Annotated in this window: 12 protein-coding genes; all 12 read left to right on the top strand. The window is 76.4% G+C overall.

The window, feature by feature from the left end; translation table 11 throughout:
* The first annotated feature begins 37 nt into the window (after positions 1 to 37).
* Positions 38 to 622: a YceD family protein gene (locus Q5761_RS04615; RefSeq protein WP_318751364.1), complete on the top strand. Its 585-nt coding sequence runs from the start codon at positions 38 to 40 to the stop codon at positions 620 to 622.
* Entirely contained in the window at positions 603 to 782 is a 180-nt protein-coding gene (rpmF, locus tag Q5761_RS04620; protein WP_135225284.1) for a 50S ribosomal protein L32, read from the top strand. Before Q5761_RS04615 ends, rpmF begins: the two co-directional genes overlap by 20 nt.
* A gap of 18 nt (positions 783 to 800) precedes the next feature.
* Entirely contained in the window at positions 801 to 1979 is a 1179-nt protein-coding gene (gene fapR / locus Q5761_RS04625; RefSeq protein WP_318751365.1) for a transcription factor FapR, read from the top strand.
* Positions 1976 to 3019, top strand: a complete 1044-nt coding sequence (plsX, locus tag Q5761_RS04630) for a phosphate acyltransferase PlsX (protein WP_318751366.1) — start codon at positions 1976 to 1978, stop codon at positions 3017 to 3019. Before fapR ends, plsX begins: the two co-directional genes overlap by 4 nt.
* A complete protein-coding gene (locus Q5761_RS04635; RefSeq protein WP_318751367.1) occupies positions 2994 to 4259 on the top strand; it encodes a beta-ketoacyl-ACP synthase III in 1266 nt (421 codons plus the stop codon). Before plsX ends, Q5761_RS04635 begins: the two co-directional genes overlap by 26 nt.
* The gene (gene fabD / locus Q5761_RS04640) at positions 4256 to 5209 is read left to right on the top strand and encodes an ACP S-malonyltransferase (RefSeq protein WP_318751368.1); all 954 of its coding nucleotides are present in this window, start codon (positions 4256 to 4258) and stop codon (positions 5207 to 5209) included. The genes Q5761_RS04635 and fabD overlap by 4 nt, the downstream gene beginning before the upstream one ends.
* The gene (fabG, locus tag Q5761_RS04645) at positions 5206 to 5955 is read left to right on the top strand and encodes a 3-oxoacyl-[acyl-carrier-protein] reductase (protein WP_135225287.1); all 750 of its coding nucleotides are present in this window, start codon (positions 5206 to 5208) and stop codon (positions 5953 to 5955) included. The genes fabD and fabG overlap by 4 nt, the downstream gene beginning before the upstream one ends.
* 87 nt (positions 5956 to 6042) lie before the next feature.
* Positions 6043 to 6282, top strand: a complete 240-nt coding sequence (gene acpP, locus Q5761_RS04650; RefSeq protein WP_135225288.1) for an acyl carrier protein — start codon at positions 6043 to 6045, stop codon at positions 6280 to 6282.
* A gap of 84 nt (positions 6283 to 6366) precedes the next feature.
* Positions 6367 to 7629, top strand: coding sequence for a beta-ketoacyl-ACP synthase II (gene fabF / locus Q5761_RS04655; protein ID WP_318751369.1), 1263 nt, complete (start codon positions 6367 to 6369; stop codon positions 7627 to 7629).
* Entirely contained in the window at positions 7619 to 8638 is a 1020-nt protein-coding gene (rnc, locus tag Q5761_RS04660) for a ribonuclease III (RefSeq protein ID WP_318751370.1), read from the top strand. The genes fabF and rnc overlap by 11 nt, the downstream gene beginning before the upstream one ends.
* 214 nt (positions 8639 to 8852) lie before the next feature.
* The gene (locus Q5761_RS04665) at positions 8853 to 9113 is read left to right on the top strand and encodes a stage V sporulation protein S (RefSeq protein ID WP_167758969.1); all 261 of its coding nucleotides are present in this window, start codon (positions 8853 to 8855) and stop codon (positions 9111 to 9113) included.
* A gap of 119 nt (positions 9114 to 9232) precedes the next feature.
* Positions 9233 to 12790 (top strand): chromosome segregation protein SMC, encoded by a 3558-nt coding sequence (gene smc, locus Q5761_RS04670; protein ID WP_318751371.1) that lies wholly within the window; start codon positions 9233 to 9235, stop codon positions 12788 to 12790.
* Positions 12791 to 12830: the final 40 nt, after the last annotated feature.

Genomic DNA, 12830 nt, shown 5'->3' on the forward strand with positions numbered 1-12830 from the left:
TGCGCGCGTCGCCTGGTGCGGCGAGGGAAGGGAGACCATGGACGACCCGTTGGTCATCGACGTCGAGCCGTTGACCCGGCAGCGCGGGCTTCAGGCCCGGGGCACGGTGGTGACCGCCATCGAGCCGATCCCGGTGCCCGGCGGCGACATCGGGGCGCGGGGCCCGGTGCGCCTGCAGTACCGCCTGACCCACACCGGCGAGGGGCGGATCTGGCTGGAGGCCGATCTGGCCGCGCGGGCGCGGCTGACCTGCGACCGGTGCCTGGAGCCCTTCGAGACCGATCTGCGGACCCGGTACGAGGAGGAGTACCGACCGCGTCCGGTCGACGCCGACCCCGACGCCGAGCCCGACGACGCGGGGGAGACGCGGGTCGCCTACTACGACGAGCACCGCGTGGACCTGCGGGAGGGGATCCGCCAGAGCCTGTTGCTGGCGATGCCCTGGAAGCACCTGTGTCGGCTGGGATGCCGCGGGCTATGCCCTCGGTGCGGCAAGAACCTGAACGAAGGGCCGTGCGACTGCGCCGACGAGGACGTGGATCCGCGGCTGGCGGTCCTGGACCTGTGGCTGCGCCAGCACGGCAGGGGAGAGGAGGCCGAGCATGGCGGTTCCCAAGCATAAGACGTCCAAGTCCCGCCGGGACAAGCGGCGGACCCACTGGAAGCTGACGGCCCCGGCGCTGGTGGAGTGCCCGCAGTGCCACCAGCCCAAGCGGCCGCACCGCGTCTGCCCGAACTGCGGCTACTACCGCGGACGGGTGGCGGTGAAGCAGGAGGATTGACCGCGGAGCGCCCGTGCCATGGGGGGCCCCGGCGGCGAGGGCGGGGCCCCGGCGACGACGAGGAGGCGACGCCCGGCCTGTGGCCGGGCCTCGTTCGTTCTGGGGCGGCCGACCCGGTGCCGGATCGGCTCCGCCGCGGGCTTGCCCCCTCCGGTCGCCTCAAGGGGCACCGGGCGGCGCCGACGGCGGGGGGCGAGGGGGCTGGCAGGGATTTCCCGCCTTGGCACCGTCCCCGGCCTCCCGTATACTGGCCTTAGTTTGGGTCCGGTCATAGGGCGAACTCCTAGTACCGGAGGTTATCACCTGGTGCGAAATCACGGCCCGACGGCGCCGGCTCCCGATCCGGCGGAGGCGCCGCCGCCGTCGCATCCGGTCCCGCAGCCTCCCGGACCCCGCTCCGAGGGCGCGGACCACGGCGGCGGCGGGGCGGATGCCCGCGGCGGCACCGGCGGCCGCGATCCGCGGCCGAGGGGTCGGGACTCCCGGGCCATTCGCCAGGCGCGGCTGGTGCAGGTGCTGCAGGAGAACCCCTTCCTCACGGACGAGGAGCTGGCCGACCGGTTTCGGGTCAGCGTCGCCACGATCCGGCTGGACCGCATGCGCCTCGGCATCCCCGCCGTCCGGGAGCGGGTCCGCGCCGTGGCCGAGCGCGTCCACGGCCGCGTGCGGGCCCTGCCGCTGCGCGAGATCGTGGGTGAGCTGGTCGACCTGGAGCTCGGCCGCTTCGGCATCTCCATCCTCCAGACCACCCCCGAGATGGCCTTCGCCCGGACCCGCATGGTGCGCAGCCAGTACATCCTCGCGCAGGCCGACTCCCTGGCGCTGGCGGTGGTCGACGCCGAGCTGGCCTTCACCTCGGTGGCCAACGTCAAGTACAAGCGGCCCGTCCAGGTCGGCCAGCGCCTGGTGGCCAAGGCCGTGGTCCTGCGGCATCGCCGCGCCGACGGCGCGCCGGTCGTCCTGGTGCAGACCCGGGCCGGGGACGACGTGGTGTTCCGCGGCAAGTTCGTCGTCCAGGCGCTGGAGGCGGCCCCTCCCGCCTGCGCCACGCCGCCGGGCGGAGGAGGCGCATGGGGGGTCCGGGGCTCCGCCGACGCCGACCCGGCTCGGGACCGTCCGGAGGAACCGGCCTCGCCCCGGCGGGCCCTGCCGTCGGGGCGAGCGGCGGACCCGGGCGGGGGAGGCGGGCGGCCGTGAGCGGGCGGGCCGGCCGCTGGCGGGTGGCGGTGGACGTCATGGGCGGCGATCGGGCCCCGGGGGCGCCGGTGGCCGGCGGGCTCGAGGCGATGCGCCGGTGGCCGGTGGAGATCCTCTGGGTCGGGCCGGAGGCGCAGGTGGCGGCCGAGCTTCGTCGGCAGGTCGGGGGCTCCCGCGTCCCCGGCCGGATCGTCCCCGCCTCGCAGGTGATCGAGCCGGGTGACCCGCCCGTGGCGGCGCTGCGGCGCAAGCCGGACTCCTCCATCGTCGTGGGCATCCGCCTCGTGCGCGACGGGGAGGCCGACGCCTTCGTCTCCGCCGGCAGCACCGGGGCCCTGATGGCGGCGGGCAAGCTGCTCTTGGGCACCCTGCCGGGCATCGCGCGCCCCGCCCTGGCCGCGGTGTTGCCGACCCTGGACGGCCGAGGGTTCCTGATGCTGGATCTGGGCGCCAGCGCCGAGGCCGATGCCGAACAGCTGGTCCACTACGCGGTGATGGGGGTCGTCTATGCCCGGGAGGTACTGGGTCGACCGGCGCCGCGGGTGGCCCTGCTCAACATCGGCAGCGAGGCGGGGAAGGGGAATCGGCTCTACCGCGAGGCCCACGAGCGCCTGGCCCGCAGCGGCCTGGACTTCGCCGGCAACGTGGAGGCCCGCGAGCTCTTCGCGGGGCCGGCGGACGTGGTGGTCTGCGACGGCTTCACCGGCAACGTCGCCCTCAAGGCCATGGAGGGGGTCGGGGAAGCCTGCTGGAAGCTGCTCAAGGCCGAGGTGGCGCGCCGCCCCCTGGCGCGGCTGGCCGCGGGGCTCCTGCGCCCCGTGCTGCGGCGCGTGCGGCGGCAGCTGGACTACGGGGAGTACGGGGCGGCGCTCTTCCTGGGCCTTGACGGCCTGGTGTTCAAGTGCCACGGCTCGTCGGACCCGCGGGCCATCGCCAACGGCATCGGGGCGGCGGTGCGGGCGTGCCAGGGACGCCTCCTGCACCGCATCGGCGAGTCCATCGGCAAGGAGGACGGTGAAGCCCTTGGTCGCGGCCGGTAGAGGGGTGACCATCGCCGGCATCGGCGGCTGCGTGCCGCCGGCGGTGGTCACCAACGACGACCTGGCGCAGGTGGTCGAGACCGACGACGAGTGGATCCGCACCCGCACGGGGATCCGCGAGCGGCGGGTCGCCGACCCGGAGATCGCCACCTCCGACCTGGCCGAGGTGGCGGCGCGCCGGGCCCTGGAAGAGGCGGGGGTGCGCCCCGACCAGGTGGATCTCATCATCGTCGCCACCGTGACGCCGGACATGCCCTTCCCCTCCACGGCTTGCCTGCTGCAGGACCGGCTGGGGGCGGTGCGGGCGGCCGGATTCGACCTGGAGGCCGCCTGCTCCGGCTTCGTGTACGCGCTGGCGGCGGGCGCCCAGTTCATCGCCGCCGGCCTGTACGACACCGTGCTGGTGGTCGGCGCCGAGACCCTGTCCAAGATCCTGGACTGGAGCGACCGGCGCACCTGCGTGTTGCTGGGCGACGGCGCGGGGGCCGCGGTGCTGCGGCCGGCGCCGCCCGGGGAGGGGATCCTGGGGCTGTACCTCGGCGCCGACGGCTCCGGCGGCGACCTGCTCAAGCAGCCCGCCGGCGGCTCCCGCCTGCCCCCCTCGGCGGAGACCGTGGCCCGGGGGCTCCACTACGTCCAGATGAACGGGCGCGAGGTCTTCAAGTTCGCCGTCAAGACCATGGGGGACGCCGCCCAGGCGGCCCTGGCCCAGGCGGGCCTCGGCTTCGACGACGTCGACCTCTACGTGCCCCACCAGGCCAACTACCGGATCATCGAGTCGTCGGCCCGCCGCTTCGACCTGCCGCTGGAGCGGGTGGTGGTGAACATCGACCGCTACGGGAACACCTCCGCCGCCTCCATCCCGGTGGCCCTGGACGAGGCGCTCTCCACCGGGCGCATCCGCGCCGGCCAGACGGTGCTCTTGGTCGCCTTCGGCGGCGGCCTGACCTGGGGTGCGGCGGTGGTCCGCTGGGGCTACGACCGGCAGGCCCCGCGGCCGCTGGAGATGCCGGGCCAGCGGCCGCGCTACGGGCTGCCGGAGTGGATCCGCCGCCAGGCGGCGGAGGGGCGGGCGCGCCGGGACGGACGGGCGCGGCTGGCGGCCGCGGCGGCCGACCCGGCGGCGTCGCCGGCCGGGGCCGCGACGCCGCCGGCGGGCCCGGGCGAGCCGGGGGCGCTCCCCGGCCCGCCGGGCCGGGGAGCGCCCCCGCGGGCGGCGGGAGGGGGCGACGCCCGGTGAGCAAGACGGCCGTGGTCTTCCCCGGCCAGGGCGCCCAGTACGTGGGGATGGGCCGGGACCTGTACGAGCGCTTCCCGGAGGCGCGCCGGGTGTTCGAGGAGGCGTCGGCGGCGGCCGGCTTCGACGTGGCCCGGCTGTGCTTCGAGGGGCCGGAGGAGCGCCTGCAGCTGACCGAGTTCCAGCAGCCCGCCCTGCTGGCCGTCGGGGTCGCCTGCTGGCGGGTGCTGGCGGCGCGGGGCCTGGAGCCCGCCGCGGCGGCGGGGCTGTCCCTGGGCGAGTACGGCGCCCTGGTGGTGGCGGGCGTGCTGGAGCTGGGCGATGCCGCGCGGGTGGTGCGGCTGCGAGGGCGGTTCATGCAGGAGGCCGTCCCCCCGGGGGAGGGCGCCATGGCGGCCATCCTGGGCCTGGAGGCGCGGGCGGTGGAAGACCTCTGCCGCCAGGTGGTGGCGGAGGGCGCCGGGGTGGTGGAGCCGGCCAACTACAATTGCCCCGGCCAGATCGTGGTGGCGGGCCATCGCGCCGCGGTGGAGGCCGCCATCGTGCGGGCCCGGACCGCAGGCGCCCGCAAGGCGGTGCTGCTTCCCGTCAGCGCCCCCTTCCACTGCCGCCTGATGGAGCCGGCGGCCCAGCGGCTGGCCGAGGTGCTGGCCCAGGTGCCCCTGCGCCCGGCCCGGATCCCGGTGGTCGCCAACGTGACCGCCGAGCCGGTGACGGATCCCGAGCGCATCCGGGAGCTCTTGGTGCAGCAGGTCCACCGGCCGGTGCGCTGGGAGCAGTCGGTGCGGCGCATGCAGGCCGAGGGCATCACCCGCCTGGTGGAGATGGGGCCGGGCAAGACCCTGACGGGCTTCGCCCGCCGCATCGACCGGTCCCTCGAGGCGGTGCCCGCCGGCACCGTGGAGGAGATCCTGGCGCTGGTTGCCCGGCCGGAAGGGGGTCTGCTAGCATGATCCTTGATCGCCGGGTGGCGCTGGTCACCGGCGGCTCCCGCGGCATCGGCCGGGCCATCGCGGAGGCCCTGGCCGCGGCGGGGGCGCGGGTGGCCGTCAACTACCGCTCCTCGGCGGCCGCCGCCGAGGAGGTGGTGGCCGGGATCCGCGACCGCGGGGGCGAGGCCGTGGCCATCCAGGCCGACGTGGCCGACGGTGAGCAGGCCACGCGCCTGGTGGAGCAGGCCGCCGAGGCCTTCGGCGGGCGCCTGGACATCCTGGTCAACAACGCCGGCATCACGCGGGACAGCCTGATCCTGCGGATGCGGCCGGAGCAGTGGGACGAGGTGCTGGACACCAACCTGCGCAGCCTGTTCTTCACCTGCAAGGCGGCGGCGCGGGTGATGCTGCGACAGCGCTCGGGGCGGATCATCAACATCGCGTCGGTGGTGGGCCTGACCGGCAACGCCGGCCAGGCCAATTACGTGGCGGCCAAGGCGGGGGTCGTGGGGCTGACCAAGGCCCTGGCCCGGGAGCTGGGGTCCCGCGGCATCACCGTCAACGCCATCGCCCCGGGCCTGATCGCCACCGACATGACGGGCGAGCTGGCGCCGGAGCACCGGGACGCCCTCGCCCGCCGCATCGCCCTGGGGCGGCTGGGCACGCCGGAAGACGTGGCTCACGCCGCCGTTTTTCTGGCCTCCGACGGGGCCGCCTACATCACCGGCCAGGTGCTGGTGGTCGACGGCGGCCTGTCCCTGGGCTGAGGCGGCCGGGCGTCCCCGGCCGTCGGCCCCGAGCGGATGCGCCCCCGGCGCGGCCGGTCGCCGCGGCGAGGGAAAGGAGGTGGCACCATGGCGGACGAGGCCCTTTTCCAGCGGGTCAAGGCGATCATCGTGGAGCAGCTGGGGGTGGATGAGGCCAGCGTCACCCCCGAGGCGCGCTTCATCGAGGACCTGGGGGCCGACTCCCTGGACATCGTCGAGCTGATCATGGCGCTGGAGGAGGAGTTCGACCTCGAGATCCCCGACGAGGACGCGGAGAAGATCGCCACCGTGGGGGACGCGGTCCAGTACATCGAGTCCCACAAGTGACCGCGCCGGCGACCGCCCCCGCGGCGGCCGGGGCGCCCCGCCCCCGGCGGGGCGCCCCGGCCGGAAAGGAGTGGAGCACCCTCCATGCGGCACCGCGTGGTGATCACCGGTGTCGGGGCCGTCACGCCCCTGGGCGTCGGCGTCGACGCCCTCTGGGAAGGGATCCTGGCAGGCCGCTCGGGGATCCGGCGCATCAGCCGGTTCGACCCCTCGCCCTTCCCGTCCCAGATTGCCGGCGAGGTGCCCGGCTTCGACCCCACCGCCTTCATCGACCGCAAGGAAGCGCGGCGCATGGACCGCTTCACCCAGTTCGCCATGGCGACCGTGGCCATGGCCCTCCAGGACGCCGGCCTGGACCCGGCGTCCCTGGACGGCGACCGCCTCGGCGTGGTCATGGGCACGGGCATCGGCGGCATCGAGACCTTCGTCGAGCAGGCGGCCGTCATGGCCGAGCGCGGTCCCGACCGCGTCAGCCCCTTCTTCATCCCGATGATGATCGCCAACATGGCCGCCGGCCAGGTGGCCATCCGCTACCGTGCCCGGGGTCCGAACACCACCGTGGTCACGGCGTGCGCCGCGTCGGCCCACGCCATCGGCGAGGCCTTCCGGATCCTGCAGCGGGGCCAGGCCGACGTGATGATCACCGGCGGCTCCGAGGCGGCCATCGTCCCGCTGGGGCTGGCGGGCTTCTGCGCCATGAAGGCGCTGTCGACGCGCAACGACCGGCCGGAGGCGGCCTCGCGCCCCTTCGATCGGGGACGGGACGGGTTCGTCATGGCCGAGGGCGCCGGGGCGCTGATCCTCGAGACCCTGGAGCACGCCCGGCGGCGGGGCGCGCGGATCTATGCCGAGATCATCGGCTACGGCAGCACCGCCGACGCCCACCACATCACCCAGCCCGCCCCGGGGGGCGAAGGGGGCGCCCGGGCCATGGAGGCCGCCCTGGCCGATGCCGGGATCGACCCCACGGACGTGGACTACATCAACGCCCACGGGACCTCGACGCCCCAGGGCGACGTGGCGGAGACCCTGGCGATCAAGCGGGTCTTCGGCGATCACGCCTACCGGCTGGCGGTCAGCTCGACCAAGTCGATGACCGGCCACCTGCTGGGCGCCGCCGGGGCCGTGGAGGCCATCCTGACGGTGCTGGCGCTGCGCGACGGCGTGCTGCCCCCCACCATCAACCTGGACGACCCCGACCCCGAGTGCGACCTGGACTACGTGCCCCATCGGGCGCGCCCCCGGGCCATCCGCGTGGCCCTGTCCAACTCCTTCGGCTTCGGCGGCCAGAACGCGTGCCTGGCCTTCCGGCGCTACGACGCGGGGGCGGAGGACCGTGGCGCGTGAGGGGCGGTGGGCGGACGGGCCGGAGCCGGCAGGGCCCGACGAGGGGGAAGGCCGGAGCGGGACGAACCCGGCCGGTGGCCTGCCGGCGGGGCCGGACCGGCCGCTGCCGGCAGGCGGCGAGAGCGACCCGCGGCCACCCCGGGCCGGCGAGCCCGGCTGGCTGCAGCGGGTGGCGGCGCTGACGGGGGTCGTCCCCGCCGACCCCGCGCTGTTCCTGGAGGCCCTGACCCATGCCTCCTACCGGGCGGAGCACCCGGACACCGCCGGCGCCGACAACGAGCGCCTGGAGTTCCTGGGGGACGCCGTCCTCAACCTCTGCGTCACCGACCACATCTTCCGCAGCTACCCGGAGCGGCCCGAGGGGGAGCTGAGCAAGCTGCGCGCCGCCACGGTGCGGGCCGAGACCCTGGCGGAGGCGGCGCGCCGGCTGGGCCTGGGGGAGCTCTTGCGCCTGGGACGGGGCGAGGAGGCCACCGGCGGGCGGCAGCGGCCGTCGATCCTGGCCGACGCCTTCGAGGCGATGGTAGCGGCGGTGTACCTCCAGGAGGGGCTGGAGGGTGCGCGGGCCTTCGTCCTGCGCACCTTGGGCGACGACATCCGCCGCCTGGCGGCCCGGTCCGGCGCCTGCGACGATCCGAAGACGGCGCTGCAAGAGCTTTCCCGCCGCCTCGGCCTGGGCGAGCCGAGCTACCGGGTGATCGACACCGCCGGTCCGGAACACGACCCGCGCTACACCGTGGAGGTGCGGGTCGGTGGCCGCCCGCTGGGCCAGGCCGTCGGCCGCAGCAAGAAGGTGGCGGAGCGGGAGGCGGCTCGCATCGCCCTGGCGGGGCTCGGCGAACCGGCGGCGACGAGCGCCGGGCCGGCGGGAGCCCCCGAAGGCGGAGGCGCGGGGGGCTCGGGCGCCCCGGCGCCGGACGGATCCGCCCACGCCGCGCCGAAGGGCTCGCATGGCACGCCGCCGGACGGGGCGGCACCGCCCGACGGGGCGAGGGCCGGCGAGGCCTAGGGGCCGGCGGCGGCACCGCGGTCCGCGGCGCCGGGGCCGGCGACGGCGGCCCCAGGACCGCGGGGACCGTCCGGCCGGGCGGGAGGAACCGCGCCGCCCGCCGCCGAAACATCCCGGCAAAGCTCGCCCGCCCGCGCGGCGGGTCGAGGGCGTCGCCACCGCTGCGGACGCGACCGTCGGATCCATGGCTCTCGCTGGGGGAGGAGTCGCCGTGGTGCAGGTGCTCAGGGTCTCGGCCAACTCGCGCCCCAAGGCGGTGGCCGGGGCGCTGGCGGCGGTCCTGCGCGAGGACGGTGCCGCCGAGGTCCAGGCCATCGGGGCCGGCGCCGTCAACCAGGCGGTGAAGGCCATCGCCATCACCCGAGGCTACGTGGCGCCCAACGGGATCGACCTGGTGGTGATCCCCGCCTTCACCGACATCGAGATCGACGGCCAGCAGCGCACGGCCATCAAGTTCATCGTCGAGCCCCGTTGACCGCGCCCGGCGCCCCGGGCCCAGGGGGCCGGGTTCGTCCCCGTGACCTGCCCGTTGGACCTGGTGCCACGGCAGGTTTTTTTCTGTCGTCCCGCGGCGGGCCGGACGGGGAGGCGACCATGTACCTCAAGCGGCTGGAGCTCTACGGGTTCAAGTCCTTCGCGGACCGCACCCGGCTGGAGTTCGCACCGGGCATCACCGCCATCGTCGGACCGAACGGCAGCGGCAAGAGCAACCTGGTCGACGCCGTCCGCTGGGTGCTGGGCGAGCAGAGCGCCCGCCAGCTGCGGGGCAGCAAGATGGAGGACGTGATCTTCGCCGGCACCGCCACCCGCAAGGGCGTCGGCCTGGCGGAGGTGGTGCTGGTCCTGGACAACGAGGACGGCGCGCTGCCCATCGACTACAGCGAGGTGACGGTGGCGCGACGGGTCGACCGGGCGGGGGGCAGCGACTACCTGCTCAACGGCCAGCGGGTGCGCCTGCGGGACGTCCAGGAACTGCTCTACGACACCGCCATCGGCCGGGAAGCCTACTCCGTGGTGGGCCAGGGCAAGATCGACGAGATCCTCAGCGCCCGGGACGAGGACCGGCGCGGCCTCCTGGAGGAGGCGGCGGGCATCGTTCGGTTCAAGATGCGGAAGAAGGAGGCCCTGCGGCGGCTGGAGGAGGCCGAGCGGCGGCTGGAGCGACTGGGCGACATCCTCCGCGAGCTGGAGGACCGGCTGGAGGGCCTGACCGAACAGGCCAAGCGGGCCCACCTCTACCGGCAGTGGCGGGACGAGCTGGTGCAGCTGGAGGCCCGCATGCTCACCGCCCAGGCGGTGGCGGTGCAGCGGCGGCTGGACGACCACGCCCGGCGCGTGGAGGCGGTGCGGGCCCAGGTGGCGGCGGCCCGCCGTCGGCTGGAGGGGGCCGAGGCGCGGCGGGAGGGGCTGCGGGCGGAGGCGCGGGCCCGCGAGGAGCGGCTCGAGGCGGCGCGGGCGGCGCTGGCCGAGGCCGAGCGCGGCCTGGAGGGCGTGCGCACGCGTCTCGCCGTGCTGGAGGAGCGGGCGGCGCACCTGGAGGCGCAGGCGGAGCAGCTGGCCCGCCAGCGGGAGGAACGGGCCGCCCAGCGGCGAGCCCAGGCGGCCGCGGCGGAGCAGGCCGTGCGCCGCCACCAGGCGCTGGCGGCCGAGCTGGCCGCCGCCCGCCGGGCGGAGGAGGCCGCCCGAGCGGCCCAGGAGGCCGCGTCCCGCGAGGTGGAGGACGCCGAGGCCAGGCTGCTGGACGCCCGGCAGGCCCATCTCGACGCCCTGCAGGAGCTGAGCCGGCTGCGCAACGAGCAGCTGGCGCGGCAGCGGGAGCGGGCGCAGGCGGCCGCCCGGGCCGAGCGGCTCCGGGAGCGGCTGGCGGCCCTCGAGGCCGAGGTGCGGCGCCTCGCGGAGGAGGAGGCGTCCGCCGCCGCCGCGCTGGACCGGCTCGCCGGAGAGGCGGCCGCGGCGGCCCACGAGGAGGAGAGCGCCCGGCGCGCCCTGGCCGCCGCCCAGGAGGAGGGCAGGGAGGCGGCCCGGGAGGTGCAGCGGCTGCGCCAGCAGCTGGGCGAGGCCGCCTCGCGCCTGCAGCTCCTCGAGGAGATGGAGCGGGACCACGAGGGCTTCTTCGCCGGCGTCCGCGCCGTGCTGGCCGGGCGGGACGCGGGCGATCCGGCCTACGCCGGCGTGATCGGTGCCGTCGCGGAGCTGATCCAGGTGGAGCCGCGGCTGGAGCGGGCCATCGAGGTGGCCCTGGGGCCGGCGCTGCAGCACCTGATCACCCGCACCGCCGCCGAGGCCGAGGCGGCCATCGAGGCGCTGAAGCGGGCCCGGGCCGGCCGGGCCACCTTCCTGCCGCTGGACACCATCCGACCGGCGGCGCCCGCCGAGCGGGACCGCCACCTGGACCGCCAGCCCGGCGCCGTGGCCTGGGCCATCGACGCCGTGCGCTGCGATCCGGCGTTGCGCCCCGCCCTGGCCAACCTGCTGGGTCGGATCCTCATCGCCGACGACCTGCCGGCGGCCCGGCGCCTGGCGGCGGCCAGCGGCTACCGATACCGGATCGTCACCCTGGACGGCGACGTCGTCCACCCCGGCGGCGCGATGACCGGCGGCCGGGAGGGGCGGCGAGGGGAGGCGGCCGGGTTGCTGGCGCGGCGGCGCCAGGTGGAGGCCCTGCGGGAGCGGGTGCGGGCGCTGCGCACCGCCGTGGCCCGGGCCGAGGACCGCCGCCGCGCGGCGGACCAGGCGGCGGCCCGGGCGGCCGCGGCGGTGGAGGAGGCCCGGCAGCGCCGGCACCGGTGCGCCGTGGCCCGGGCCCGCGCCGAGCAGCAGCGCCAGGCGGCGGCCCAGCAGCGCCAGCGCGTGGCCGCGTCGGCGGCCGACGTGCAGGCGGAGCTGGAGGAGCTGGCCCTGGCGGCGACGGCGGACGAGGGGCCGGCGGGAGAGGGGGTGGAGGCCGCCGAGGCCCGGGTGCGCGCGGCGGCCGAGGCCGTCGCCAAGGCGGAGGAAGCGGTGCGGGCCGCCCGGGCCCGGCGGGACGCGGCCGCCGCGGAACGGGCCCAGGCGGCGGCCCGCTGCGAGAGCCTCGGCCGGGAGGGCCGGCTGCTGGCCGAACAGGCCCAGCGGGCGCGGGAGACCCTGGCCCACCTGGAGGCGGACGCGGACCGGCTCGAGGCGGAGGCCCAGCGGCTCGCCGAGGAACGAGCCCGGCTCGCGGCCGAGCGGAGGCGCCTCGAGGCCGCGGCCGACCAGGCCACCGCCCGGGTGACCGCCTGCCGCGAGGCGCTGGCGCGGCTGCAAGGCGAGCGCGGCCGGCTGGCGGCGGAGCTCGACGCCGTCGAGGACGAGGCGGCGTCCGCCCGCGCCGAGCTGGACCGGCTGGTCGACGGGTTGCGTCAGCTGGAGGTCGAGGCGGCGCGGCTGGAGAGCGAGCGGGACCGCCTGGTGGCGCGGCTGGCGGAGGACTACGGCATCGCCGAGCTCCCCGCGGAGGCGCCCCCGGGTTGGGAGGAGGGCCAGCGCCGCGTCCAGGAGCTGCGCCGGCGCATGGCGGCCCTGGGCGAGGTCAACCTGGCCGCGGTGGAGGAGCACGAGCGGCTCTGCCAGCGCTACGCCTTCCTGGAGCGCCAGTACGACGACCTGCGGCGGGCCCGGGAGGCCCTGCAGGCCGTCCTGGCGGAGATGGACCGGGAGATGGAGCGGCTCTTCCGCGTCACCTACGAGCGCCTGCGGGTCGAGTTCCGCCAGGTGTTCCGCGACCTGTTCGGCGGCGGCCACGCCGACCTGGTCCTGGGCGACGGCGACGTCCTGGAGGCGGGGGTGCAGGTGGTGGCCCAGCCGCCGGGCAAGCGGCTGCAGCACCTGTCCCTGCTCTCCGGCGGCGAGCGGGCGCTGACGGCCATCGCCCTGCTCTTCGCCCTGCTGCGCGTCAAGCCGACGCCCTTCGTGCTGCTGGACGAGATCGACGCCGCCCTGGACGACCGCAACGTGGAGCGGTTCGCCCGCTACCTGCGCCGGTTCCGCGGTACCCAGTTCATCGTCATCACGCACCAGAAGGGCACGATGGCCGTGGCGGACGCCCTCTACGGGGTGACCATGCCGGAGTCCGGCGTCTCCCGGGTGGTGTCGGTACGCCTGGCGGAGGTGGCGGCCGCGGGCGCCTGACCGGCGGCCGCGGCCGCCACCGGGACGGGCGCATCGCCGG

This window comes from Thermaerobacter composti (genome assembly GCF_033582035.1).
GTDB lineage: Bacteria > Bacillota > Sulfobacillia > Thermaerobacterales > Thermaerobacteraceae > Thermaerobacter > Thermaerobacter composti.

What these genes read in the sequence shown, in the direction of transcription:
- Q5761_RS04615 (WP_318751364.1), top strand. Translation starts at nt 38, where the DNA reads ATGGACGACCCGTTGGTCATCGACGTCGAGCCGTTGACCCGGCAGCGC.
- acpP (WP_135225288.1), top strand. Translation starts at nt 6,043, where the DNA reads ATGGCGGACGAGGCCCTTTTCCAGCGGGTCAAGGCGATCATCGTGGAG.
- fabG (WP_135225287.1), top strand. Translation starts at nt 5,206, where the DNA reads ATGATCCTTGATCGCCGGGTGGCGCTGGTCACCGGCGGCTCCCGCGGC.
- fabF (WP_318751369.1), top strand. Translation starts at nt 6,367, where the DNA reads ATGCGGCACCGCGTGGTGATCACCGGTGTCGGGGCCGTCACGCCCCTG.
- fapR (WP_318751365.1), top strand. Translation starts at nt 801, where the DNA reads ATGGGGGGCCCCGGCGGCGAGGGCGGGGCCCCGGCGACGACGAGGAGG.
- rpmF (WP_135225284.1), top strand. Translation starts at nt 603, where the DNA reads ATGGCGGTTCCCAAGCATAAGACGTCCAAGTCCCGCCGGGACAAGCGG.
- smc (WP_318751371.1), top strand. Translation starts at nt 9,233, where the DNA reads ATGTACCTCAAGCGGCTGGAGCTCTACGGGTTCAAGTCCTTCGCGGAC.